The sequence below is a fragment of the Colwellia sp. 6_MG-2023 genome (genome assembly GCF_030547765.1).
Taxonomy (GTDB): domain Bacteria; phylum Pseudomonadota; class Gammaproteobacteria; order Enterobacterales; family Alteromonadaceae; genus Colwellia.
Genome location: NZ_JAUOPP010000001.1, coordinates 282,170 through 308,258, shown reverse-complemented (window position 1 = coordinate 308,258; position 26,089 = coordinate 282,170). Strand labels below are relative to the sequence as shown.

20 protein-coding genes are annotated in these 26,089 nt (G+C 35.0%); 11 read left to right on the top strand and 9 right to left on the bottom strand.

Annotation, left to right across the window (positions count from 1 at the left end):
- Positions 1-11 precede the first annotated feature (11 nt).
- Positions 12-2,738 (bottom strand): TonB-dependent receptor, encoded by a 2,727-nt coding sequence (locus tag Q4503_RS01305; RefSeq protein ID WP_303601235.1) that lies wholly within the window; start codon positions 2,736-2,738, stop codon positions 12-14.
- Between the two features lie 466 nt (positions 2,739-3,204).
- Between Q4503_RS01305 and Q4503_RS01300 the strand changes: the two genes are divergently transcribed.
- A complete protein-coding gene (locus Q4503_RS01300) occupies positions 3,205-4,278 on the top strand; it encodes a GGDEF domain-containing protein (protein WP_303601192.1) in 1,074 nt (357 codons plus the stop codon).
- The gene (locus tag Q4503_RS01295; RefSeq protein ID WP_215971835.1) at positions 4,278-5,357 is read left to right on the top strand and encodes an AraC family transcriptional regulator; all 1,080 of its coding nucleotides are present in this window, start codon (positions 4,278-4,280) and stop codon (positions 5,355-5,357) included. Before Q4503_RS01300 ends, Q4503_RS01295 begins: the two co-directional genes overlap by 1 nt.
- A 14-nt stretch (positions 5,358-5,371) precedes the next feature.
- On the opposite strand, the gene Q4503_RS01290 is transcribed toward Q4503_RS01295, so the two are convergent.
- Together Q4503_RS01290 and Q4503_RS01285 are read right to left on the bottom strand one after the other, a co-directional pair.
- On the bottom strand, positions 5,372-6,739 hold the full coding sequence (locus Q4503_RS01290) for a sodium:alanine symporter family protein (protein ID WP_303601191.1): 1,368 nt from the start codon (positions 6,737-6,739) through the stop codon (positions 5,372-5,374).
- 82 nt (positions 6,740-6,821) lie between these two features.
- Positions 6,822-7,301, bottom strand: coding sequence for an NYN domain-containing protein (locus Q4503_RS01285; RefSeq protein ID WP_303601190.1), 480 nt, complete (start codon positions 7,299-7,301; stop codon positions 6,822-6,824).
- A 138-nt stretch (positions 7,302-7,439) separates the two neighbouring features.
- Here Q4503_RS01285 and Q4503_RS01280 point away from each other — a divergent pair, with 138 nt between their 5' ends.
- Positions 7,440-8,441: a GGDEF domain-containing protein gene (locus Q4503_RS01280; RefSeq protein ID WP_303601189.1), complete on the top strand. Its 1,002-nt coding sequence runs from the start codon at positions 7,440-7,442 to the stop codon at positions 8,439-8,441.
- A 93-nt stretch (positions 8,442-8,534) separates the two neighbouring features.
- A complete protein-coding gene (plsB, locus tag Q4503_RS01275) occupies positions 8,535-10,970 on the top strand; it encodes a glycerol-3-phosphate 1-O-acyltransferase PlsB (RefSeq protein ID WP_303601188.1) in 2,436 nt (811 codons plus the stop codon).
- Between the two features lie 149 nt (positions 10,971-11,119).
- Here the strand turns inward: plsB and Q4503_RS01270 are convergent, their stop codons facing one another.
- Positions 11,120-11,731, bottom strand: coding sequence for a phospholipid-binding protein MlaC (locus tag Q4503_RS01270; RefSeq protein WP_303601187.1), 612 nt, complete (start codon positions 11,729-11,731; stop codon positions 11,120-11,122).
- Positions 11,732-11,924: 193 nt separating this feature from the next.
- Positions 11,925-12,509 (bottom strand): TetR/AcrR family transcriptional regulator, encoded by a 585-nt coding sequence (locus tag Q4503_RS01265; protein WP_215971829.1) that lies wholly within the window; start codon positions 12,507-12,509, stop codon positions 11,925-11,927.
- Between the two features lie 272 nt (positions 12,510-12,781).
- Here Q4503_RS01265 and Q4503_RS01260 point away from each other — a divergent pair, with 272 nt between their 5' ends.
- Positions 12,782-13,570: a hypothetical protein gene (locus Q4503_RS01260; protein ID WP_303601186.1), complete on the top strand. Its 789-nt coding sequence runs from the start codon at positions 12,782-12,784 to the stop codon at positions 13,568-13,570.
- 245 nt (positions 13,571-13,815) lie between these two features.
- Here the strand turns inward: Q4503_RS01260 and Q4503_RS01255 are convergent, their stop codons facing one another.
- Entirely contained in the window at positions 13,816-14,775 is a 960-nt protein-coding gene (locus tag Q4503_RS01255; protein ID WP_303601185.1) for an AraC family transcriptional regulator, read from the bottom strand.
- 447 nt (positions 14,776-15,222) lie between these two features.
- On the opposite strand from Q4503_RS01255, the gene Q4503_RS01250 reads away from it, so the two are divergent.
- Positions 15,223-17,307: an EAL domain-containing protein gene (locus tag Q4503_RS01250; protein ID WP_303601184.1), complete on the top strand. Its 2,085-nt coding sequence runs from the start codon at positions 15,223-15,225 to the stop codon at positions 17,305-17,307.
- 40 nt (positions 17,308-17,347) lie between these two features.
- On the opposite strand, the gene Q4503_RS01245 is transcribed toward Q4503_RS01250, so the two are convergent.
- Positions 17,348-18,373, bottom strand: coding sequence for a zinc-binding alcohol dehydrogenase family protein (locus Q4503_RS01245; protein ID WP_303601183.1), 1,026 nt, complete (start codon positions 18,371-18,373; stop codon positions 17,348-17,350).
- Between the two features lie 197 nt (positions 18,374-18,570).
- On the opposite strand from Q4503_RS01245, the gene Q4503_RS01240 reads away from it, so the two are divergent.
- The 5 genes from Q4503_RS01240 (at position 18,571) to Q4503_RS01220 (ending at position 23,074) form a co-directional block, all read left to right on the top strand.
- Positions 18,571-19,203, top strand: coding sequence for a TetR/AcrR family transcriptional regulator (locus Q4503_RS01240; RefSeq protein WP_303601182.1), 633 nt, complete (start codon positions 18,571-18,573; stop codon positions 19,201-19,203).
- 44 nt (positions 19,204-19,247) lie between these two features.
- Positions 19,248-20,231: an MDR family oxidoreductase gene (locus Q4503_RS01235; protein WP_303601181.1), complete on the top strand. Its 984-nt coding sequence runs from the start codon at positions 19,248-19,250 to the stop codon at positions 20,229-20,231.
- Positions 20,232-20,482: 251 nt separating this feature from the next.
- Entirely contained in the window at positions 20,483-21,181 is a 699-nt protein-coding gene (locus Q4503_RS01230; protein WP_215971822.1) for a M48 family metallopeptidase, read from the top strand.
- A 130-nt stretch (positions 21,182-21,311) separates the two neighbouring features.
- On the top strand, positions 21,312-22,475 hold the full coding sequence (locus Q4503_RS01225) for a sensor histidine kinase (protein ID WP_303601180.1): 1,164 nt from the start codon (positions 21,312-21,314) through the stop codon (positions 22,473-22,475).
- Positions 22,472-23,074, top strand: coding sequence for a DNA-binding response regulator (locus tag Q4503_RS01220; RefSeq protein ID WP_215971820.1), 603 nt, complete (start codon positions 22,472-22,474; stop codon positions 23,072-23,074). The genes Q4503_RS01225 and Q4503_RS01220 overlap by 4 nt, the downstream gene beginning before the upstream one ends.
- A gap of 102 nt (positions 23,075-23,176) precedes the next feature.
- On the opposite strand, the gene secF is transcribed toward Q4503_RS01220, so the two are convergent.
- Positions 23,177-24,145 carry a protein translocase subunit SecF gene (gene secF / locus Q4503_RS01215; RefSeq protein WP_303601179.1) on the bottom strand — a complete coding sequence of 323 codons (969 nt, stop codon included), beginning with the start codon at positions 24,143-24,145 and terminating at the stop codon, positions 23,177-23,179.
- Positions 24,142-25,971: a protein translocase subunit SecD gene (gene secD, locus Q4503_RS01210; RefSeq protein WP_303601178.1), complete on the bottom strand. Its 1,830-nt coding sequence runs from the start codon at positions 25,969-25,971 to the stop codon at positions 24,142-24,144. The genes secF and secD overlap by 4 nt, the downstream gene beginning before the upstream one ends.
- Positions 25,972-26,089: the final 118 nt, after the last annotated feature.

Sequence of the window (26,089 nt, the reverse complement as noted above, 5' to 3'; positions counted from 1 at the left end):
GTGTTTTTAAATTAAAGCGATGAAATAGTGATACCCAATTCAAAGGTACGGCCATATTGCTCATATTGATAATTATATTGTTTCGCACCATGGTAAATATACATTGGTTCATCTGTTAAATTTGAGGCATTAAAGTAAAATTGAACGGTATCAGAGAAATAATATTTGCTGCTAAAATCCACTTGTGTATGCGCGGCTTCATATACGGCAACATCATTTTCATTGAATTGAAATGTTTTACTTTTATAACTCGTACTTAAACGTGTACTAATTTTGTTATTTTCATAACCCAGCGTAATATTCCCGATAACATCTGACTGATTTGGTAAAGCATCATCAGCGTCAACCAGAGTACCATTAGCACCCAATAAAAGACCTGAATCAAAGCTCTTATTCCATGCTAGCTCCAACCCAATTAATGAAGCTTCTCCACCATTAATTGGCTGAATGACTTCTTCAAATCCATCCCAACTACCATTGTCTTCAACTTCACTTAATACAATAAAGTTACCAATATCTTTATAAAAAACACCTGCAGAAATTACCCCTATATTTTCTGGATAATATTCAATCGATGTGTCAATATTTTGTGACTCATAAGGCGCTAAATCAGGGTTACCTACTTCTGCTTTGCGTTCTATTTCAGTTACGCCATCCTCTTCCGTAATTTCAGTTTCAATTAATTGATACGCAGCTGAATCACCAAACGTTGGGCGCGCAATAGTCTGAGTATAAGCAAAACGTGCAATTAAGTTATCACGTATGCTGTACTTAACGTTCAAACTCGGTAGTAAATAATCATAATCTTTTGATACATTCCATGTTTCAATATTTGGAATTTCAGTATCGTTAACGTCATCAACCACTAATTCAACCCGGTTACCTGTCGTTTCAAAATCAGTACTTTCATAACGTAAACCTGTCACTATTTGCCATTTTTCAATATCCAAAGTCATCATGGCATATAACGCAAAAACATCTTCGCTACTCGTATATGAGTTAGCACGTGTTTCGATGTCAGATTCAGTTTGATTCAGTGCGAAACTACTTCTATTGGCTTTAACATAATCTTGTATACTTTGTTGAGATAGGCCTGGACCAAAATCACCTAGGCTGTAATCAACTGTACCACTGTTAAAGTTTTCAGCCGTTATATCACCAAAATCACCATCGTAAAGTATTGAGTTAGCACTTTTCTCTTTTTCACGACTGCGATATTTACCACCCAACTTGAAAGCACCATTATTATTTTGCCAAACAAAGTCTTTCGTTAGATCTAGACCTATACTAACTTCTTCATCTTCTGAGTTGTTATTTTCATAAACAACTTCATCCATTTCAAAAATATTTAAATCATGAGCATTAGCAGATTGTGTTAATACTGGGCTATCATTTGAAGTGGTATAACCCAAATCAATATCTTCACCAACAAACGTGACATCCATTCTATCGGGTTCATTTTCACTCGATTTTGAATAACCTAATTGATACTCAACTAACCAGTCATTTAGTTGATTTTCACCGCCAGCAACCATTGAAAGGATTTCTTGCGTTTCATATCGATCTTTAGTGTCTCGCTCTAATTCAGCATTACTGTATTGCGCAGAATTACTTGTGTATGAATTCAAAACCCCTTTATCGAGCTTAAATTCTTTACGTAGTCGATATTCATTATCCGAAAACTCACTGTAAAAGCTGCGTAGGTAATATTTGTCTGTGGCTGAGGCGTATAAATCAAGATTCAATGCTGCACCAAAACGTTCACGCTCAATAGTATAAGAACGCTGTTCTATTTCTTCTGCACCAAATATTTCTATATCGTCACCATTAATATCTTCAACTTCAATGATATTCCAGCCACCATCAGTTTCACTGTTTTCAGAGCCAAAAGAACGTTTGAACCATGATAATGCACCAGCAACACCTAGCTGCATACCATCATTAAGTTGATAAACGTCAGAATAACTTCCAGAAAGTTTAGGGCTCGCCTCACTGACTTGCTCATTGTATGAGCCTTGAGCTGTTAAGCTATAATATTGACCTTCACGATCAAATGCGCTTAAACTTTTTACTTCAATTGAGCCACCAACAGCATTAGCATCCATGTCTGGTGTTACTGTTTTACTAACTTCTAAGCTAGCAATTAATTCACTAGGAATGACATCCATAGCAACACTACGTACACCTGCTTCAGGTGACGGTACATTTAAACCATTAATGGTGACATTATTCAAATTAGGATCAATTCCTCGAATAGCAACAAAACGACCTTCTCCTTGGTCACGCTGAATTGATAAACCCGGTAAACGTTGTAATGCTTCAGCAGCATTTTGATCAGGTAATTGGCCAATACCATCAGAGCTCACAACTGATAGTTGGCGATTTGCATTTTTCTTACGGTTTAATGCACCAGCTTGACCAGCACGTTGACCATAAACAATCATATTATCTATATTACTGTCCGTTGCACCAATAATATAATTTTGACTTGCTGCTTGTTCTGCCGTTATCGTTAGTGTTTTTCGTATCTCTGCTGTACCAAGATAATTAATCACTAAAGTATACTGACCTTCAGGTAAGTTAGAAAATTTGAATGAACCATCACGCTTACTTACCGTGGATAAATTTAATTCTTCAATTTTTATTGAGGCACCTTCAAAATAAACACTGTTCTTAGCATCAGTAATACGGCCTGAAAAATCAGTTTCAGCGAAGACTGATCCTGAAGAAATCGCCATAGTACTCGCTAATACAGTACTTAATATTGCTTTATTAAGGGGGGATAATTGGAATTTTTTATCGGTATATTTCATGTTTTTTGTCTCATGGTTATAGTGTTATTTTTTTGATGGTGCTACTTTTTAATGACGCTACGGTAAACAAAAAAAATGACATAAATATTTCACTCAACTTTTAAAACAAGCGAACCCACAAAATATCGCGAATTTTCTCCTATTTCTTAATGAAAAAATAACAAAATGAGCTGAAATGACCCCCATCAGTATTTAAGAAAATCGAGTTCTGCTTACTAAACGAAAAGTACATCATCACAAGAACGACTTAAATACCCTTATTTTCGTGCCATAAACATAATAACGGTCATAAAAGTGTCACTTGTTTGAGCTAAAATGACCCTACTCTGGTTAAAAGTAGATATATTTGTGTACACAATCACTTCATCACAACTCATAAAGCACTAAGATTATGAACTTAGATTTGTTTAGCTTTCATCGTTACTTGTTCATTGTCTTGCTTTTGGCTATTGCTAGCGTTGCCACATTTACTTTTCAACTAGGTGAACTAAAAGAATATGCCAACATTGATTTTTTTGATGTACTTGGCGAGGGAGGTATAACCTTAATAACACTTGTTTGGGTGTTTTTTATATTAATTAGTCGTCCATCAGGAAAGGTTACTAACTTACTTTTCACCGGATTAACACTCACCCATATCTCGATGTTACTCGACTTTCTTGATGAATTTTTACTTTATCCTGAAGATAATACTTGGCTAACAACTATTGAATCACTGCCAGCGCCTATTGGTATGCTAATTATGTCTATCGCACTATACCAATGGCACCTAGAACAAGTAAGCATTAACACACAACTGCGAAAAACTGAGCGGTATTATCGCGACCACAGCCTGACTGATTTTGTTACCGGTTTATACAGCGCTAAATATATGAAAATGCAATTGCAGCGCGAAATAGTGAACGCAAAAAATGTAAATTTCAATGACTACAACCTAGATAAAAATGCGCAAAAGCAAATGCTCACATTCACTTTAATGCTTATTGATATCCGTCAATTTGATCAATTTAATCGTAAACATGGTGATAACCAAGGCAATATATTGTTACGTGAAATTGCACAAATTATTCTCATGAACTTACGAGATAATGACTTAGCCTGTAGATATGCAAGTGATTGTTTTATTGTATTAATGCCAAATACTGACACGAAAACTGCTGAGCAAGTTGCTCATCATATTGAAAAATCTATTGAGCACTTAGCCTTTAAAGTCGGCTCCTCTACTACAGCTAATTATCAGCATGTCGCTAGTTGTGTGATGAGCTTTAATGGTAAGGAAGATCACCTAACGACTTTAGAGCAGTTGAACGAGCGTATGAGAATAACTAAACAAAGATTACACCAGCAACAGCTAATTAAGGAAGATGTAATAACACAACGAGATAACGCTGCAACCCAACATACTATAATTGGTTTAGACCCGGTTCAATTAAAACAACAGACCAATAAGTGTATGGTTAATTAATGAAAACTTTCGACCGAGATGATGATGTTATTCTCTGTCGTCAATTTGTGGTAGCTTTAGTTGATTTAGCCAAACAAAGCGGCGTACACCCTGATAGAGTATTAAAAGGTACTCAGTGCTTCTATTCAGATTTAACGATGAGTAACACACTAATTTCAACGAAAGAATTTCTTACTATTATCGACAATGCTGTAAAATTGACCAAACGTGACGATTTAAGTTTTATTTTAGGGCGTAAATATTTTTCCAGCCAATTGGGCGCTTTGTCTCAAGCTTTACTCAACTGTAAAAACATTGCTCACATGATAAAGCTGTGTCAGTTATTCCAATTTCAACTATTCCCCTTTTTATTTTTTACACTGATTAAAAGTCGTAGAAACAACGAAATAAAAACACATTTACTACTCAATAGCGCTATCGGTTCTTTAACCGATAACCAAGAACGTTTTCTTTATGAATTTGTATTGAGTGCCTGTACGGGCGCACTAAAGTATCGTTTCGGAGAATCAATTCCAGTCACCATCCGATTACCTTATGAAACAGTTGAGCATATAGAGCAATATCATGTAAATATTGGCAGTAAACCTTATTTCAACCAACCACTTGCCATGTTAAGTATCGATGATAAATGGCTTTATCATTCTATTGATGACTGTAGTTTATCATTAAAAAAACTTGCTATAACCGAAGTAAAAAACAATCAAAAAAATAAGGTATATATAGGTTTTACACAAGCTGTATGTCAGTTTATCCATAGTAATTTAACTTATAATACATGCAAGTCGTGTAGTGCTACTACAGATATTAGTTTACAAAGCTGCGCACAATACTTTTCAGTGAGTCCTGCTACATTAAAGCGTAAACTTGCTCAACATCACACCAATTTCCAACAATTACTAGATAAGATGCGCCGCCAACATGCTGTATTTGCAATAATAGAAAACCAGCAAAGTAATGAGTGCATTGCCTCAAGCTTAAAGTTTAATGACATACCAAACTTTAGAAGAGCTTTTAAACGCTGGACCGGGTTAACGCCTAGTGCTTTTAGAGAAAATGAACAATATTCGCTGTTAACATAAACGTTAGCTAATAATTATTCTTTGATATTTTTTGCGAAATAAATTTTAGCTTGCTCAGTAACTTTAGGTGCTAATAACACCGTAGATATCATTGTTGGAATAGCCATTAACGCATACATGATATCAATTAAATTAATAACTAATGCGAGTGAAGACACTGCACCAACAATAATTAAACAAAGATAAAACCACACATAAGCTTGCTCAAAGCGTTTACCCAATAAAAACTCTGCACATTTACTGCCGTAATACCAAAAGGTTAACACCGTACTTGTACTCAGAAAAAATACCACTAACGTTAATAGATAACCGCCAATATTTGGAAATGCTTGTTCAAATACGTGTGCTGTTAAACTAACACCTGTTAGTTGTAAATCTCCAATATCTGTAACTAAAATAGCTAAAGCAGTACAAGTACAGACAATTAAGGTATCAACTATTGGTCCAAGTGTAGCAACTAACCCTTCACGTGTTGGTTCATTTGTTTTGGCAGCACCATGCGCCATTGATTCAGTACCGATACCCGCTTCATTAGAAAAAGCACCTCGCTGCACTCCAATTAAAACCACTGAGCCAATAAAGCCACCGGCCACTGATGAGCCACTAAAAGCACCGACAAAGATCGAAGCAAACGCACTAGGAATAGCAGAGAAGTTCATAACTAATACCCCTAATGTTAAAATAAAATAACAAATAACCATAGTTGGGATGACACTACTGGTAATTTTAGCTAACCGTTGTAACTTCCCCATAACAATATAAGTAATTAAAATACAAAGAAATAATCCTGTTACTAAATCAAAAGTAAAATGTTCATTCGCGCTAGCAAAGCCATGAGGAATAGCGACAACATCGCGTAGCACTTGTACCAACTGGTTTATTTGAAAAATAGGTAAAGCACCAAACATTCCTCCTAAGCAAAACAACCAAGCTAAAGGTAACCATTTTTTGCCTAACCCTTCCCGAATGACATACATAGGGCCACCCTGAATGCGACCACTGCGATCTAATCCTCTATACTTTACCGCTAAAGTTGCGGTATAAAATTTTGTTGCTATGCCAACAAGCGCGGTTATCCACATCCAAAAAATCGCGCCTGCACCACCAATAGTAATAGCAACAGCCACACCAGCAATATTTCCTAATCCCAAAGTACCTGATAAGGCAACTGTTAACGCTTGAAAGTGTGTTAAATCGCCAGGTGCTTTTTCTTCGGCTGAGAATTTACCTGATGTTATTTCAACAGCGTGCTTTAAATACCGATAAGGTAAAAAGCGACTATGAAATACAAAAAAAATGCCTCCTCCCACGAGTAAAATAACAAGGGGCAACCCCCACATAAAAGCTGCAACATTGCCAAGGAAGTTAGTTAATTCAGTCATATATAATTGATTTTATTTTAGTTTAATTTGATTAAGTTAATTAATAGTTTTTATATCAGGGAGATTTCACTTTACTTACACGCTATAGTAACAAACTTTGATCTATTTCATGGTATGCATCTGCAGCATTAATTAGTGAATTAGCGGTTAAATTAGGCACACCATAGACAATTGTTTTAACAGAAAATTCTGTTCTAATATGTTTTAATAGCAAATCAAAATCACCATCGCCAGATAATAACACCACCGTATCAATACCTCCGCTTGCCGCTGCCGTCAAGACGTCAATCGTAATACCAACATCCCAATCCCCTTTAGCTGAGCCATCACTACGTTGAATAAAGGGCTTTAGTTTTACATCAAAGCCAATATGTTTTAGCGCTTTTTGAAATTTATGCTGTTGATCGTCGCTACGTTGAATAGCATAAGCACTTGCTTGCACTATATCGCCTTGCGCCATTAATTCTTGCCATAGTAATCGGTAGTTAAATTGCCGATGATAGCTATCTCTAGTGGTATAATAAATATTTTGTACATCAACAAAAATAGCAATTTTTTGCAAAACATTTCCTTTAAGACGTTAATTAAATTAGTTTACAAATCAACCAGTAAAATAACATAAACACTTGTTACTGTTACAATATAACGTTAAAGTACAAACAAGGTTACAACAAATTAGCATATGGTTTAGGAATAAGGTATGCCTTTCGACAATAACTATCAAGTTTCATCTAATTTTAGTGAACTTACTCATGACTTTCTTTCAAACCATTTAATTCCACCTACACCAGCAAATTATGCCGTAATCTACCTTTATATTAGTAATGAAAATGAACTATTAACGGCAGCAATAGATCAAAAAATCAAGCAAAATACACCTATCATGGCTGACTTTCTAGCAGATTTATTTAAACGTTTTGTTTCTTTTAGCGAGCAAATTGATAGTACGGTAATATCGCCTTTTGAAGAAGTATTAAGCAGTACCTTAGAACAGATAAGTTTACAGGTAGGCAATGAAGATAAAGTAACCACCAGCCTACATAAACTAAAAATTATTTTGTCGGAAAATAAACATCATAAATCACTTAAAAACATAGTGAGTTATCTGTCTGACACAATTAATAATACCAAAGAGCAACACCACGAATTGTCAAAGAAACTATCAACAACTCAGCAAGAAATTAACCAATTAAAACAAAAGCTTGAATCATCAAGACAGGAAGCATTAATAGATTCCTTAACTGGTTTATTAAATCGCCGTGGTTGTGATGATAAACTACAAGCCTTGGATTTTACTCAAACACATTCATCACTTGTTATCGACATAGATCACTTTAAAAAGATAAATGATAATTTTGGTCATTTTATCGGTGATAAAGTTATACAGCGCATCGCTAAAATTATTAAAAATCACCTTACTGAAGAAGATCTTGCTGTACGTTTTGGCGGAGAAGAGTTCTTAGTAGTGATGACTAACAAATCGATTATTGAAGCAGAAGACGTAGCAGAAAAAATTCGTATTTCCATTGAGAAAGTAAAATTAATTCACCGAGAAACAAACGAGCCCCTCCCCCCAATTTCTGTTTCTATCGGTATCGCACAAAATAATAATGCCTCCGATTGGTCAAGCCTATTTAAAGAAGCTGATAATGCTCTTTATCAAGCTAAAAAATCAGGAAGAAATCGCTGTATTTGCGCATAAAACTACGAGTTCATCAGCGTTATCTTGAACTGGTTTAAGTATAAATGTTAAACTGGCGCCTCTGAATTTCCTACACAATTAATAGTAGCAGTCATGACATCTGTTTTACGTTCTTTTTTTTATTTATTATTAAAGTTTCCCCTTCGTTTATTCTTACGCAGCAAAATTGTATTAGATGCCGAAACAGCCGTTGAAACACCTACTCAGCCTATTTTTTATATTGTTAGCCATCAATCTGCTAGTGATTTATTAGCACTACAAAAAGCATGTAAAGATCAAAACTTACCTGATCCTTTAAGCAAAATAAAAATAAACAATAAGTTCTTCGAACGTACTATATGTTTGGCAAAACCTACGTCACTTTTCGGATTCAAACGTAGAAAAACGCAAGCATTACAGCAAGGGTTAGCCATATTAAATGAACACCACGTTGATAAAACCCTTGATGGTCAGCTTATTCCAGTAAATCTTATTTGGGGACGTATTCCTACCAAAGAAAAAAATAATGCGAATGTGTCTTCATTATTGGCAGAGCAAGCTTCTCCAACTTGGCTGAGAAAGTTTTTTATCGTGCTATTTTTAGGTCGTGATAATTTAATACGCTTTAGTGAAGTACTGTCTTTACGAAATATGTCTGACAACCACGGAAACGATAAAGATACCGCCCATAAATTACTACGTGTTGCCCGTTTCCACTTCCATCGTCAAAACATAGCAGCTAAAGGCCCAAGACTGATTCATCGCGAGCAAATGTTTACGGCTTTATTCGCTAATCCCTCAATAAAACGAATAATTAAAGACGAAGCAAAAAATAAAAACATCAGCCCTGAAAAAGTAAAAAAACAAGCTTTAGCTATGATGGAAGAAATAGCTGGCGATTATAGTGTGTCATTAGTACGCCTAGGCGAAAGAATCTTACGTTGGTTATGGGGCCGATTATATACAGATATAAAAGTAAATAATTCCCAAGTCTTAAGAAAATTAGCACAAGACGGTCATGAGATTATTTATGTTCCCTGTCATCGCAGTCATATGGATTACCTACTACTTTCTTACGTTATTATTCAAGAAGGCTTAGTAATGCCACGTATTGCGGCAGGTATTAATCTAAATTTCTGGCCAGCTGGCGCTATTTTCAGAAAAGGTGGTGCATTCTTTATTCGCAGAAGTTTTGCTGGCAACCGTTTGTATTCCACTATTTTCCGTGAATATTTAGGCTTACTTTTTGAACGAGGTTATGCTGTTAAATATTACACCGAAGGCGGCCGTAGTCGTACAGGACGACTATTACCACCTAAAACAGGCATGTTAGCCATGACCATTCAAAGCTTATTACGCGGTATTGATCGCCCATTAACGTTAATGCCGGTCTATTTAGGTTATGAACATGTCATGGAAGTTGGTACTTACCATAAGGAATTAAGTGGTAGTGAAAAGAAAAATGAATCGATCTTAGGTGTACTTAAAGCCATTAAAAATTTACGAAATTACGGTAATGGCTATGTTAATTTTGGCGAACCCATTAATATTAATAATTATTTAACGGAACAAGTACCGCACTGGAAAGATGCGATAGATCCTATCGATCCACAGAAACCCAATTGGTTAACGCCAACGGTAAACGATATTTCAAACCAGTTAATGACTAACATTAACCAATGTGCTGCACTTAATGGTGTTGCCCTAGTCGCATTAATTTTGCATGCCAGTGAGAACAAAGCGCTTGCAAAACATGATTTAGAAAAACACTTAGATTTCTTTCTCAAGATTCAACGAGAAGCGCCTTTTAGTAAAGAACTGACCATACCAGAAGAAAATGGAGCCGACTTACTTGCCCATGTAATATCGCTGAATAAAGTAACTATTTCTGAAGATAGCTTTGGTACAATTATTTCTTTAGACAGCTCTGCCAGCCTAGAAATGCGCTATTACCGCAATAATATTTTACACACCTACGCACTAAGTTCATTAATATGCCGATTACTAACGCATAATAGTAGAATATCTAACGAGCAAATAGTTAGCCAAAGCATCAACTTATTAACAACATTGAAAGAAGATTTATTCTTATGGCAAACACCTGAACAAATTACCGTACAAGTTAAAGAGCTGCTAACCACTCTAGAAAGTAATGGTGTAATTAAGCACACAGAATCAAATTTTTGGGCATTAACAGAAGATACGGAGTTACTAAATCAAATTCACTTAATGGCTGAATGTATTGATGAAAGCATACAACGCCTCGCGATCATTACTTCTTTAGCAACACGATTAGCACCATTAACAAGACGAGAATTAGAAGAAAAAGTTGTCGCTATTGCCAAACGTTTAGCCGTTTTAAATAATATTACAGCACCTGAATTTATTGATAAAAAGTCTCAATCAACCTTAATAAATACTTTGCGTGAGCAAGGTTATTTAGCATTAAATGATGATGGATTACTCGTTGTATGTCCTAATATGACAGAACTTAAAACGTCAATTACTAATTTAGTCTCGATTGAAGTTTTACAGAGTATTGCGAGATAATCATAAATGATCTTAAGCTAAATAACTCAATTGAGTTATTTAGCTTAGCAGTACAGACCTAGTGCTGGTTAGGAGTGAAAGTTAATCTAACTATATAAAGTTTGGTTAACAGCCTATGCAAAATAGAGTTCGGTTAGCACCCTTTAACTTTACTCGGCAATTGTCCCTAGCTCTGTTGATACTTGTTCTATACCTTCTTTAGCAATCTTATTACTTAATTCTGCTTGTTTACTGCTTAACAGAGAAATACCCTCAACTACCATATCAAATGCTTTCCATTCACCTGTTTTTTTATTTTTTCGCATTTTAAAAATAACATCAATTGTCGGACTATTTAACTCAACTATTTGCACTTTAATCCCTACAATTTTTTTCCCTACAACTGACTTTTCAGGTTCAAATACAATTTCTTGATTTTTATATTGCATCAAAGCTGTTGCATAAGTTCTTGATAAATAGCTACGCATAGAATCAACGAATTGCTCTCTCTGCTCTTTAGTGGTGCTCTTCAAATGCTTGCCCAAAATACGATATGACGCATATCTATAATCTATTGATGGCATCAACTCTTCTTCAACAATATTTTGCATTACTTCAGGCGACTTGATAATTTCCTGCTGGCTAGCCGCAATGCGATTAAATAGTTTATCGCCCACCTTCTCCAAAATAACATAAGGTGAAGATTGATCCATTCCATAAGATAAGGTTGACATAGAAAATATTACTAAAAATATCACTATGGAATTTACTATACGTTGCATTTTCTGCTCCTGAAAAACTCTATTAATTTAATTTTGTAGCTACACTCAACCACAAACCGACCGTTCGGTATACTCAATGAGCGAAGAATATCACCGACCGATCGGTTTGTAACTATTTATTTGTACTATTTTTGAAATTTATGCGAGAAAAGATGAAAAATATTATTAATGTCTAAACATGTTGAGCGTTGAACTACTTTCTCAACGCACGAATATAAACACAAAGTTCTAACATCACTTGTTGAAATAAAGATTTATTGCGTGAACCTTTACATAAGGTTGTCGCACCATAAAAAGTGGCGACAATAAAATAAGCAACTTGGGTTAATGTTATATTATCGCGCAAATCACTTTTTACTCGCCCTAAAGACTCAACCATTAGTTGATTGAGCTTTTCTTGCATTGTTAATATGCGTAAACGAAAACCTTCATCAACATTTGCCATTTCTTCACAAAGGTTATTCAATGGGCAACCGCAAACAGCTTCACTACACACCATAGCATCACACATTGACATAAAAAAATCACACAAACCTTCAATTGGGTCTTCATGACTCAATGCCGGTTGCCAAGTATCTAAAAAAATAGGTATATATTTCTCTTCAAAAACGGCATAACCCAATTCAAGCTTATTAGTGAAATGATAATACAAAGCACCTTTCGATATCCCACAACGATTAATGATGGTAGACAAGCCAGTTGCTTGAAAGCCATGTAGGTGAATTTCATCAGCAGCTACAGTAAGTATTTTTTCACGTGTTTGTTCAGCATCGCTCATGATTACGGCTCTTAATATTGATAATTTGTTAACCACTGGATATTAACAAACCGATTGGTCTGTTGCAAGAAAGATGTAATACGGTAGTTATTTTTTACAATGATAGAAAACTATTATATTAGTTGGAGAAGTTCACAGTACTACGACAAAATTAGAGTTTTACCAATAAAACACAAGTATTAAAAATATATCAAGTTGCAGAGCATATAGCGCTTTTAATCTCTTATTATCAATGTTATAAACTGACAAAATATATACTTAAAGGATTAATTGTGAAAAAAATACTATTGATAACCTGCCTACTTTTGTCATCTAACAGCTTTGCATTAGAGCTTGCTAAATATCCAATAGAACTTAGCTCGGGTGATGGTGTTAATGTTATTATTGCACCGACAAAAGACAACAAACAAGCGCTAATAAAAGTAACTGGTATTAATCATGAAATTGATGACATTACATTTTTAACCGATTTTAAACCTCATGGTAGCAACAAGGCATACAAATATACTTATGACGGTTCTGAGCGTAGCTTAGTCACTGTGAGTGAAGGCTATCGTTGTTGCTCTTATACTCTTTATATACCAGAAACACGAGATGGCACCTACTTATCACAAAAAGAAAAGTCAGATCCTGGCATAGTTGCAGGTTTAAAAGCCCAATATGAACAACAATTAAGCCAAAATATTCAAGCTACATTAGCTAATTTTAATCGCGAAAAACACTTAGGTTATCAACAGAAAAAAATCGCTGCGGCTAATAACGAAATTGTTAAACAGTGCGGCTTAAAAATAGAAACAGCTGTTGATTGGAAAGCCATTAATGATGATACATTAAAAAATTACGCTGTAGGTTCATTTTGCGCACAGGTAGCTACTGAAATGGCAGATATGTGTGAAAACAATCAAAGCTTTAAAAATGATATCGCTCATATTGATGCTATTGAATGTCAATTTACTGATCAGTTAAAACTGCGTCAAAACGGTAAGACTCTGACATTCAAAACAGCACCTAAAGCCCCTAATCAACGTCAATTTATTCAATCTTATTTATTAAACTTATAAAGAGTTTTTAACAATCCGTTAAACTTTATTTTAACGGGTTGTGCTTGCTCTTACAGAAGAAAAATGAGTAATACTAATTCTTATTTTACGAAATAAAATTACTTTTATCGTAAATACAGCAATTAAAAACTAGTTGTAAATACGCCAAATTTAATACTAACAATGCTAATAGCACTTAACTGTGCCTACTTTATTCTTTGAAGATACCTTTTGTACTCATTATGTAAAAGCCATATTTTTCAGTTTTACTGTCCAGAATAATCAACGACCTGTGATTGCTCTTTAGTATCGCTGGGATATTCATTAAAAAATTTAAAATAGTCTTGTGCAAATCGACCTTGATTGACAATCCCATAACTTTTAGTCAACTCAGCAATCGTTTTGGTTTTATCTTCTTTTAACGTTATATGAATTTGCTGTAGCCTACGTGTAATTATATATTGTTTCGGTGTCATACCAATAATTTGCTTAAAACTATACTCCAAGGTGCGAACGCAACAAAAACTGGCTTTTGCCAACTCAGGAATTGTCATCTTAAAATCATTAGTTTTGTGCATATAATTTAATGCTCGACTAACAATTTCAAATTGTCGGGGTTTCCTGATACTAGAGATAGTCAGATTGGTTGAGCTTAGTGATAATAAATCACATAATAAGTGAATAATAGTTTCTTGTGCATCTATAACCGATTGATAATTGAGTATATGTCTATTATTAAGTAAACTATCAATTGTATGACTTAAATTATTTAATGTATTGATATTACTAGAAAAACCTTGCCTATCAAAATACTGATAGTCAAGTACCTCTTTTAAAATACTTAAATTTTCACTACCGTAATAACTAGCCAATTCTTCTGAAGAGATAATAACCACATAATATTTAGGATAATGCTTAGGAATCCTAGTCAAGATTTCTTGACCCTGTTTAAAAACTAAAGGTTGATTAGCTAAAAAACCTTTACCATTTACAAGTAGGCCTGTAGCTCCTTTATAGGGGATAACAATATAAAAACAATCTTCTGTTATTCGAGCATGAAATTGTACAGAAGTGTTAATAAACTTATCACTTATTATTACTTTAGGTAATTCAAATTGTCGCTGCTGACACGAAAAAATTCCTGGAGATAGTTGGGTGGCGTATACATCCATATTTATAAGTACTTTACGGTACTCATCGATGGAATAAAACTCTAAATCTGTCACATTGGTTAATTATAGTTACTTAAATTTTGTATTAAGAAACTATCCATATAGCCTAACTAAGTCAACAGCAGCCAGTATACATTTTACGCACAATACCTTGACAAATTATAAGGTTTAATAAGAATAAATAAAGTGCTCCTCAGCACAAAACGATTGTTATCCCAATAAAATTATACAACCCACATCACCTTCATTGAAAACATAACCAATTTTGTATATCCACAATACGAAAACAAAAACTAAACCACAAAAAAACAATGATTTATAGATTTATGCTTGATAACTTGATGATAGAAATAAAGAAGATTTAGATGTTGTGATTTTCTGTTCAACTCATGTTTAGCTCCTTGTCCTTGCACATCAAAAATATTTCAAATGACAAATAGTTAATGGAATAAATATGAATAGTCGGTCGCATATGAAGTACATTTAAAATGGGGCAATGAAATGTTATTCAATGGTAAAAAATTATTGAACGATACCAGTCTATATAAACAATTATTTGAACAATCATCAGATGCGATGCTGTTAATCAAAGATAATCATTTTATCGCCTGTAATAAAGCCTCTCAACAAATGCTTGGCTGGGTAAATACTGATAATATTTTTCCAATATCTCCTGCCGACATTTCACCTAAAACACAGCCTTGTGGAATGAGATCAACCGAAAAGTCTAAAAGCATTATAGAAAAAGCTTATGATAATGAAGAGCATAAATTCGATTGGTGGCATATAAACGCAAATAAAGAAGTATTTCCTGTAGAAGTTAAATTAACCGCTATTTACCACAATAACGAGCGGTTTTTACATGTACTCTGGAGAAGTATTCCAACACACTATAATCAATATAAAAAGATAAAAGTAGCAGAGTCAGTTCAGCATAATACAACTGACGCAATTATGATTACAGACCATAAAAATATTATTATTGATGTGAATCCTGCTTTTTGCAAAATTACCGGGTATACAAAAAAAGAAGCTATTGGCCAAAATTCAGGTTTTATGAAATCAGGCATTCAAGGTAAAAGCTTTTATCAACAAATGTGGCAATCTATAAACGATAAAGGCTTTTGGCGTGGCAATATTTGGGATAAGAAAAAGTCTGGTGACTATTATTCAAAAACACTAAATATAAGTGTTATTAAAAATGAAAATAATGAAATAGTAAACTTTATAGGATTATTTTCGGACTCAACTGCACTATTAGAGTATGAAGATACCATTCAAAAACAAGCCAATTTTGACTCATTAACAGGCTTTCCTAATCGTAGTTTTTTACTAAATTTACTGGAAGATAAAATTCTGACTGCTACAAGTGAAAATAGTACTTTTTCACTTGCTTTTATTGATATTGATAATTTCAAAATAATAAATGACACCAAAGGACACGCTTTTGGCGATCAAATAATTATTAAAATAATTCAATGTGTTAGAAACTGTATTGATGATAAAGATATTTTAGGTAGGATGAGTGGCGATGAATTTTTAATTATTTTTGATACTAACCAAACACTAACGATGATTGAAAATAAAATTCAACGAATTATCACGCTTTCCGATTTCGCTATTGAAATTGATTCAAATGATTTTTTTGTTACGTTGAGTGCCGGAATTAGTTCTTTTCCAAGCGATGGTATGGATGTTAGTACATTAATCGCAAATGCAGATATCGCCATGTATCATGTGAAACAAAACGGCGGTACAGATTACGCACTATATAATGATCGCCTAGGAAAAACCTTCCAAGAAAACAATGAATTAGAAGAAGAATTTATTAGTGCCATCAACGAAAGAAAAATTATTCCTTATTTTCAAGCCAAGTTAGATTTATCTTCAGGTCATATTGTTGGCTGTGAGTCTCTTGCTCGCTGGCAACGATCTAGTGGAGAATATGTATCGCCTGAAATTTTCATTGAAATAGCAGAAAAAAAATATCGAATTAATCAACTCTCATCTCATTTATTTTTGACTACATTCAAGTCAATAGCAAGTATGCAACTCCCTAGCAACTTCATAATTTCAGTTAATGTCTCACCAATGGTTTTGCTAGACGATAACTTTCAAAGTGATTTCATCAATTACATTACTTCATCTGGCCTATCGCTAAACCAGATTGAAATAGAAATTACGGAAACTTGCTTGATTGAAGATTTTGAAAAAGTTAAAAATGTTTTATCTAGTTTAAGACGTATGGGAATACAGATAGCTATTGATGACTTTGGAACAGGCTTTGCTTCATTAAATTATTTAACGCAACTTGAAATAGACACGATTAAAATTGATAGAACTTTTATTAATCTTATAGATACAAAAGACAAATCCAACAGAATAATTGTTGAATCTATTATATCTATGTCGCACAAATTGGGCTATAAAGTCGTAGCCGAAGGTGTTGAAACAATGGCTCAATTAAATATATTAAAAGAGCTACATTGCGATTTCATTCAAGGGTATTTACTATCAAAACCTTTAGAACACCTAGCATTTAATGAGTTTATTCAAGACTTCAACATCATTAATGAATATTGTTAAAGATGGAAAGCTAGCCAAACTAGAATGCCATCGTCAAGAACTAAAAACCTTCTAGCACTATCTTCCCTATTGATTTTCCTGATTCAATTTCTGCATGCGCCGCACGTAAATTTGTCGCATTAATCCCACCTAGGTGCTTACCTACTGTAGTTTGGAGATAGCCTTGATCAATTAACTCAGCAATACTATTCAGTAAATTATGTTGCTCATTGATATCCTCTGTTTGAAACATAGAACGAGTAAACATAAATTCCCAGTGTAATGACAAGCTTTTCGGTTTAAGTTTTTTAATATCGACAGATTGTGGATCATCAATTAAAGCTATTCTTCCCATTGGCGCTAACATTTCTACATAACTATCCATGTATGAATCCGTATGAGTTAAGCTAGCAACATGGGTTACTTGCCCAATATTCAATTGTTCAATTTGTGCAACTAACGGTTTTGAGTGGTCAACAACATGATCAGCTCCCAGTTTTTTCACCCATTCTGCAGAGCTATCACGAGAAGCCGTAGCAATTACAGTAGCGCCAGTTAAAACACTCGCTAATTGTACTAAAATCGAGCCAACACCACCTGCAGCACCAACAATCAAAAGAACATCCTTAGATTTCTCTTTGTTATCGGGTTGTTGCTGTTTAATTGCTAAACGTTCAAACAATAACTCCCAAGCAGTAATAGACGTTAATGGTAAGGCAGCAGCTTCACTATCGGATAAACTTTTAGGTTTATTACCCACAATACGCTCATCAACTAGTTGATATTCTGCATTACAACCTTGACGATTTAAATCGCCTGCATAAAACACACTATCACCGAGTTTGAAGTGAGTAACTAACTCGCCCACACCAACGACTTCACCCACAGCATCCCAACCAATAATTTTATATTCATTCGCCTCAGGAGCGACATTTTGACGAATTTTACAATCAACAGGATTAACTGCTATTGATTTAACACGCACCAATAAATCATGCCCTGAAGCCGTTGGTTGCTTCATTTCAATATCGACTAAAGAAGCAAGTTCACTAATAGGTAAAGATTTTTCATAGCCAATGGCTTTCATGGTTATTCTCCGGTACGTTTATAATTGTAAATTAACATTGCTATTGAACTTATACTAAACAGATTAAAGATCCTATTAAATCTTAAAAACTACTAAAAAATAGTTTAAATAAAATAGTAACAGTAAATCACTTGCAATTAAATAGACGATCGGTCTATTATGTGGAAATAAGTAACATCGAAATAAATAAAATATAAATGAATATGCCAACAACCAAACCACGACGTGGTAGACCACCAAAAGCATCTCATGAAAATAGAGACACTAAAGCGGAGTTAATCCGAAGTGGACTTGAGCAATTAACAGAAAATGGCTTTGCTTCATCTGGTATTGATAAAATTTTAAAAAAGGTGAAAGTACCTAAAGGCTCTTTTTATCATTATTTTGCCAGTAAAGAAGCGTTTGGTCAGGCTGTTATAGATAACTATGCAAAGTATTTTGCCAACAAGCTCGATACTTGTTTATTAGATGAATCATATCCAGCGTTAAAGCGCATAAGTAATTTTGTAGAAGACGCAAAAATTGGCATGATCCGCCATAATTTTAAACGCGGTTGCTTAGTTGGTAATTTAGGTCAAGAAGTCGATTTATTACCTGAAAGCTATAGAGAACAGTTAGTTGATATATTTCATTCTTGGCAACACCGCGTAGCACAATGTTTAATAACGGCCAAAGCCGAAGGTCAACTATCCGCAACAGCTGATTGTGAATTGCTTGCCGAATTTTTTTGGATTGGTTGGGAAGGAGCGGTCAGCCGATCAAAACTAGTACAAAGCACCCAACCTTTAGATAACTATTTTAATTGTTTTATCTCGAGTTTACCGAGATAAAATTTACCATTTTATAGACGATCAGTCTAAATAAGGAGAGAACCATGTTCAGCGGTATTTTAATTGAAAAGAATGACGACAATTATCAAGCAGCAGTGAAAAGCATTGATGAGAGTATATTACCTGAAGGTGATGTTACTGTTAATGTTTCACACAGCACCCTTAATTATAAAGATGCTTTAGCCATTACAGGAAAATCACCGGTAGTAAGAAAGTTCCCTATGATCCCAGGGGTTGATCTAGTTGGTACAGTCACGCACAGTGACAGTGAAAAATTCAAGATAGGCGATGCCGTTATACTCAATGGTTTTGGTGTGGGAGAGACTCACTGTGGCGGTTTAGCACAAAAAGCACGCTTAAAAAGTGAATGGTTAATACCTTTACCTAAAGCGTTTTCACCGCATCAAGCAATGGCGATTGGTACTGCTGGCTACACTGCGATGCTTTGCGTTATAGCACTTGAAAAACACGGTATAACACCTGATAAAGGTGAAATTTTGGTCACTGGCGCTAACGGCGGAGTTGGTAGTTTCTCAGTGGCGATATTAGCTAAGCTTGGCTATAAAGTGGTTGCTTCTACAGGACGAGTTGACCAAGCACAGTATTTAGAGAAACTAGGAGCATCCGAAGTTATTGATCGAAATACGTTATCTGAGCCTGGTCGTCCATTAGCCAAAGAACGATGGGCTGGAGCTATTGATTCTGCAGGCAGTCATACCTTAGCCAATGTTTGCGCTAGCACAAAATATGGCGGTGTTGTTGCTGCATGTGGTTTAGCACAGGGTATGGATTTACCTGCCACAGTGGCTCCTTTCATTTTACGCGGTGTCACTTTAGCCGGTATTGATAGCGTCATGCGCCCAATTGAAGATAGACTAGAAGCATGGCAACGCCTTGCTGACATTTTAGACCCGACAGTTTTTGATGATATTTCTACTGATATCACCTTAACAGAAGCGCTTACTGTCGCTGAAGATTTAATAGCAGGTAAAGTACGTGGTCGTGTCGTAGTAGATCTTAACCAATAATAGAATCTATTCTTATAAAATACTAATAGCGGTTTATCAGAAACGTATAGCTGATCAATAACAACATTATCAGCTACACAATACTTTATAAAACAGATTACACAAACAGCTAAAATCAATCACCTTAATCACGATGAAACATCACAACTGAAAATTGATGACATTTGTCACATCAATGTGATGACAAAACTCTCTACAATCATTCTACCGTTTAGCCAATACTATCTACGTCAACTAAACAGGAGAATGACATGAACATCAACAAAACATTAATCACTTTAGCAGTAACATTACAAATGTCTTTTAGCGCAGTTGCAGCACAGGCTGACATTGATCAAATTGAAAAGGCTGCTAGCGTATTAGATATCCCAACATTACAATCTATTGCAACCAATGTGTCAGGCTACGACCAAGCACTCGCCTATTACCGTCTTGGTTTAAGTGCACACCTAAAAGGGCAGAATGCACTAGCGATAACAGCAATAGATCAAGCAATTAAATTGCTTGAACAACTTAATGAATCATTCATTAATAATGTAGAAGTAAAAGCATTATTAGCACAGGTTTACGGCTATAAAATTGCACTAGAGCCGATGAAAGGCGTAAATTATGGACCAAAATCAAATGCCATAATCTCTGAAGCAGAAGCGTTGGCGCCTAATAACCCTAGAGTACAGCTCGTTATCGGTATTAGTAAATTAAATACGCCAGAAATGTTTGGCGGTAGTCGCGAAGCAGCCTATCAGGCGTTTGACAAAGCTATCACTGCGTATAATAACGCTGATAAAAATGCTAACTATAATTGGGGTCATGCTGAAACCTATACTTGGCGTGGACTTATTCATATGAAAAAAGGTGAAGTTGAACTAGCAAAACAAGACTGGCAGTTAGCATTAAACATTACCCCTGATTATGGCTGGGCTAAAATGTTATTAGCACAAAACCAATAACATAACTAAGAATCAATAAGTAATAATGGCATTATGCTAACTCACTGAACGCTTTTTGAGCTATCACTCAAAAAGCGCGACTTTGCCATAGCACATAATGTTATTTTCCAAGAGCAAAAAGGAATAAAAAATGACCGGAAACCCTTTAAAAGCAAAAGATGAGCAACCGTTTGTTATCGACCCTATTGCCGATACTGGTGCAGCTAAATGGAGTTACTTTTCACTCACATTCTCATTATTCTATTTCTTTCATATCATTGCTAAGTATGAACAATATACAAATACCCAATTAATAAGCGTATTTGTTATCTATATTTGCTTTATTGCCTTATTTTTTCAAGCAATACGGTCAACAGGGAAAGCTGTACTAAAACCGATTATTGCAATTGTTATATTATCAGCTGTCGGTGCAGCCATAAACCCAGGAACTAATGCATTATTTGGATACGCTGCCTTTTTTAGTGGTTACTATTTTTTAAGAAAGTATGCGGTTCTATTATTAAAATTGAACTTAGCAGCACAAATTTCTTCCGCGTTAATACTTGATTTACTGAGCCCTTATTATCTTGGACCTTCGCTTGCTTGCTCATTTAGTCTGTTTGTCTATGGTATTTTTAGCCAAAAAGAATATATACATAGTTGTTTACAGCAAAAGAAAAATCAACAAATTGAACAACTAGCCGCGATTGCTGAACGAGAAAGGATTGCGCGAGATATGCACGACTTACTAGGCCATTCGTTATCATCATTAGCTTTAAAATCTGAACTTGCTGAAAAACTAGCAAATAAGCAACACTTTGAAGCCGCGACAAAAGAAATTTCTGAAGTTGCAAACCTTGCTAGACAAACATTGTCTGAGGTTCGTTTGGCGGTAACGGGCTTAAAACTGCAAGGCTTAAGTGCTTCGCTTCAAAAATTAACAAATGAATTAAAAAACATGAAATTCGACACTCAATGTTATATTGATGCCTCGAATTTACCACCAATGGTAGAATCGACCTTGATAATACTAAGTAAAGAATGGATAACAAACATTCTTAGACACAGTAATGGTAATAGTGTTTCTATTGCTATTAGCGCTGACGCTAATAACGTAAAATTGAATATTGGCGATAATGGTAAAACAACAAAAATAAAACCGGGTAATGGAATAGATGGAATGCGTTCACGGGTCGCAGAATTAGGAGGCTCTCTGGACATTAATTATGATGATGGAGTTAAACTTGCTGTAGTGATTCCATTACTTGCAACAATGAAAATAAACACAGAAACCAAGGACACAATTTCTATATGATTAAAATACTCGTCGTTGAAGATCAAGCCTTAGTACGTGGCGCTATTTGCAGCTTATTGGCATTAGAAGACAATATTGAAATTGTTGGCCAAGCTGAAAACGGCCAAATAGCACTGGATATGCTAAAAAATATTAAGGTCGATTTTATTTTAAGCGATATTGAAATGCCAATAATGTCAGGTTTGGAATTAGCAGAAAGAGTTCAAGCTGACTATACACATATTGATATCTTGATCATGACAACGTTTTCTAAGTCAGGATATATCAAACGTGCTATGGCACTTGGTGTAAAAGCCTTTATTCTAAAAGAATCGCCCACTGAGTATTTAGTAAACGCAATAAAACAAGTACAAAATGGACAACGAGTCATCGATCCAGAATTAGCATTAATGGCGTTAGACGATAACGATCCACTGTCAAATAAAGAGCGTAAAGCCATTAAGTTAGCCGGAGATGGACTGAAAACCGCAGAAATTGCCCAGGCTTTATTTTTATCTGAAGGTACAGTTCGAAACTATTTATCCGAAGCCATATCTAAACTTAATGCTGTGAACCGTATTGATGCTGCAAGAATAGCCAAACAAAAAGGTTGGATTTAATTTTAAGTTTATAACGCTTAATATGAAAACAGCAGCATTTAGTGTATCCACCTATGCACAGTAGATACACTAAAAAATTAACAGAATATCTTTAGATTAAAACTAGGGTAACTGACAGACTTCCCCCACTCTATCTTGATAATAATCCACAGATAATCCTAATAATTGCGGTACAGTAGCTGAGATTGTAATGGATGAAAACGTTCCCACTAAAACCCCTGAAAAAAGAGCGATAGAAAAACCAACTAAAGATTCACCGGCAAAAATCCATATTGCCAATATTGTGGCCAACGTCGTACCTGAAGTTATCAATGTGCGCACAATAGTTGCTTTGATAGCTATATTAATAATACTGTCTATGTTTTTATCACTCTTTTCATTAATATCAGATTTAGCGTCTATATTGGAAGGGATATCGACATTTCGTTTCATTATTTCTCGTACCTTATCACCAATAATTATCGAGTCATTTAGTGAATACCCTATAATGGCAAGTAAGCTTGCAACAATGGTTAAGTCGAAGGGAATATCAAACCATGCAAATATACCAAGTACGACAATCACATCGTGAAAAAGTGCAATAACCGAACCTGACGCTAAACGCCATTCAAACCTTACCGATAAATAAAGTAATATTACTAATACTGAAGCAAGTAAGGCCAACCCGCCCTGATCAATTAACTCGTCACCTACTTGGCTGCCAATATAAATTGCATCTTGTGGTGTAATGTTTAAGCCACTTTGTTGAGAGAATTCAGTTAACCATGGTTTTTCTTGTATGTTGATCAGATTATCTGCTTGTTGAACACTCCAATAAGTACCATTCTCAGTAGAAGATAACTTAAAACCATCGGGTAAATATGAGGATAATAATCCTGTCATTTCAGATTGAGTAATAGATTGCTCAGTAGAAAATTCGGTAAGGTATCCACCGGTAAAATCTAAACCAAGATTAAGTCCTTTAGTAAATAATCCTAATAAAGCCAATAGAACAAAAGCGCTAGCAAAGTAAAGACTGGCGAGACGAAATTTACTCAAGTTATCTTTTCTGTTTATATATACATTGTTCATAATTTAACTCCAAGTAATTGAGTTCTGTTTGCTTTAATAGATAAATTGGTTAACACTTTTGAGACAAAAACACCGGTAAACATACTGGTTAATATCCCTAAACATAAAATGATGGCAAACCCCTTTACAGCGCCATAGCCGATAGAATATAAAATAATACCGGTAATCATGGTCGTGGTATTGGCATCTAAAATAGTGGCAAATGCACTTTTATAGCCAGACTCAATTGCTGATAAAACATTACGGCCACGTTGTAGCTCTTCTTTTATCCGTTCAAAAATTAGCACGTTAGTGTCAACCGCCATACCAACAGTTAAAACTAAGCCAGCTATACCAGGAAGTGTCAGTACAGCACCAGGGAGTAGTGACATTAAGCCAAGCAAGCTAACCAAGTTAAGTGCTAGTGCTACATTGGCAATTAAGCCTAAAGTGCGATACCAAAAAGCCATAAACAATAAAGTAAAAGCAATACCAATGGTTAACGCTTTAATACCATTATCTATATTCTCAACGCCTAAAGTAGCCTCTATATTACGCTGCATTACAATAGTGACAGGTGCTGTTAGTGAGCCCGCTCGTAACAATAAAGCTAAATCTTGTGCTGCTTGTGGACTAGACATATTAGTAATACTAAATTGTGATCCTAAGTGTTGCTGAATAGTAGCTACATTAATAACCTTACTTTTTTTAACCATTTCCTCTTTAGTGTTACGGTAAAATTCAGAAAACACCGTGACCATGGGCTTACCAATATTTCTTTTAGAAAAATCGGACATTTTTTTACCGCCAACCGCATCCAGTGTTAAGTTAACTAATGGCATCCCCATTTCGTCTTGCCCTGAACGTGCATTTTTAATATGACTACCCGAGAAGACCACCTGACTATTCATTCTGAGCTTACGACCGCTATCATCGGTCATTTGAATGATACCGGCGGTATTCGAATTATCAGCCATTTGATAAAAATCTAATGAAGCGGTAGCGCCAATGATTCTTTTTGCTTCTTCGGGATCATGCACGCCAGGCAATTCAATTCGTATTCTGTTTTTCCCTTGTTTTTGAGTAACGGCTTCCGTAATGCCAAGCTCTTCTATGCGGCCTCTCATAGTTTTAAGTGTTTGTTGCATAGTCTCTTGACGGAATTTAACTTGTTCTTCTGAAGAGTAACTTAAGGTGATTTGATTGTTATTCAGTTTATTTTGCGTTAATTCTGCATAATCCTTTTTAATCTTAGCTAACAGAGTTTCTTGCTCGTGAGGTTTAGATGAAGAAAAGTCGACCATAATAGAATGGTTATTGAGCTGTGAGATTTTCGTTAAACGAATATGATTCTCCCTCGCTAAAGTTCTCACCTCTAACGCTATACTTTTCAGCCGATCTGATAGTGCGCGCTCGGTATCTACGTCAAGCACAAATAAAACGCCGCCACTTAAATCTAAGCCTAATTTAATAGGTTTAGCGCCAAATGATTTTAACCAAGTCGGGGTATTATTTTCTATTGAGCTTTTGATAGTGTAGCTATCTCCTAGTGTTTCTCTTAACAAACGCTCACTAGCAAGTTGATCTGTTTTATTTTCTAAAATAACAGTGGTGCCTGTTGTAGAATTATTAATTTCCTCAACAGAAATACTGTGATTAGTTAAAAGGCTATTAATATCTTGAATTGTGAGCTTTTCGTTTTGAGAACTATGGTTAGTAAGACGAATATTCACTTTATCGGAATATAAGTTGGGTAATGCACTTACTAGCATAAATAATAATATGAAAATAATGACAATATTTTGCCATTTAGCATGTTTAACATGCGATTTTTTACGTGAATTCATAATGAAATCTCTAAATAAAATCTTACCGAAAATTGCTACCATTAATAAATTATAGGTACGGCAAGTAACCGATTGGTTTAAGATCAGTATTGGAAAAGGTAAAGCGTGATTTATACAG

Coding starts and splice junctions, on each gene's coding strand:
- Q4503_RS01305 (WP_303601235.1), bottom strand. CDS start 2,738: ATGGCGATTTCTTCAGGATCAGTCTTCGCTGAAACTGATTTTTCAGGC.
- Q4503_RS01300 (WP_303601192.1), top strand. CDS start 3,205: ATGAACTTAGATTTGTTTAGCTTTCATCGTTACTTGTTCATTGTCTTG.
- Q4503_RS01295 (WP_215971835.1), top strand. CDS start 4,278: ATGAAAACTTTCGACCGAGATGATGATGTTATTCTCTGTCGTCAATTT.
- Q4503_RS01290 (WP_303601191.1), bottom strand. CDS start 6,739: ATGACTGAATTAACTAACTTCCTTGGCAATGTTGCAGCTTTTATGTGG.
- Q4503_RS01280 (WP_303601189.1), top strand. CDS start 7,440: ATGCCTTTCGACAATAACTATCAAGTTTCATCTAATTTTAGTGAACTT.
- plsB (WP_303601188.1), top strand. CDS start 8,535: ATGACATCTGTTTTACGTTCTTTTTTTTATTTATTATTAAAGTTTCCC.
- Q4503_RS01270 (WP_303601187.1), bottom strand. CDS start 11,731: ATGCAACGTATAGTAAATTCCATAGTGATATTTTTAGTAATATTTTCT.
- Q4503_RS01265 (WP_215971829.1), bottom strand. CDS start 12,509: ATGAGCGATGCTGAACAAACACGTGAAAAAATACTTACTGTAGCTGCT.
- Q4503_RS01250 (WP_303601184.1), top strand. CDS start 15,223: ATGTTATTCAATGGTAAAAAATTATTGAACGATACCAGTCTATATAAA.
- Q4503_RS01245 (WP_303601183.1), bottom strand. CDS start 18,373: ATGAAAGCCATTGGCTATGAAAAATCTTTACCTATTAGTGAACTTGCT.
- Q4503_RS01240 (WP_303601182.1), top strand. CDS start 18,571: ATGAATATGCCAACAACCAAACCACGACGTGGTAGACCACCAAAAGCA.
- Q4503_RS01235 (WP_303601181.1), top strand. CDS start 19,248: ATGTTCAGCGGTATTTTAATTGAAAAGAATGACGACAATTATCAAGCA.
- Q4503_RS01230 (WP_215971822.1), top strand. CDS start 20,483: ATGAACATCAACAAAACATTAATCACTTTAGCAGTAACATTACAAATG.
- Q4503_RS01225 (WP_303601180.1), top strand. CDS start 21,312: ATGACCGGAAACCCTTTAAAAGCAAAAGATGAGCAACCGTTTGTTATC.
- Q4503_RS01220 (WP_215971820.1), top strand. CDS start 22,472: ATGATTAAAATACTCGTCGTTGAAGATCAAGCCTTAGTACGTGGCGCT.
- secF (WP_303601179.1), bottom strand. CDS start 24,145: ATGAACAATGTATATATAAACAGAAAAGATAACTTGAGTAAATTTCGT.
- secD (WP_303601178.1), bottom strand. CDS start 25,971: ATGAATTCACGTAAAAAATCGCATGTTAAACATGCTAAATGGCAAAAT.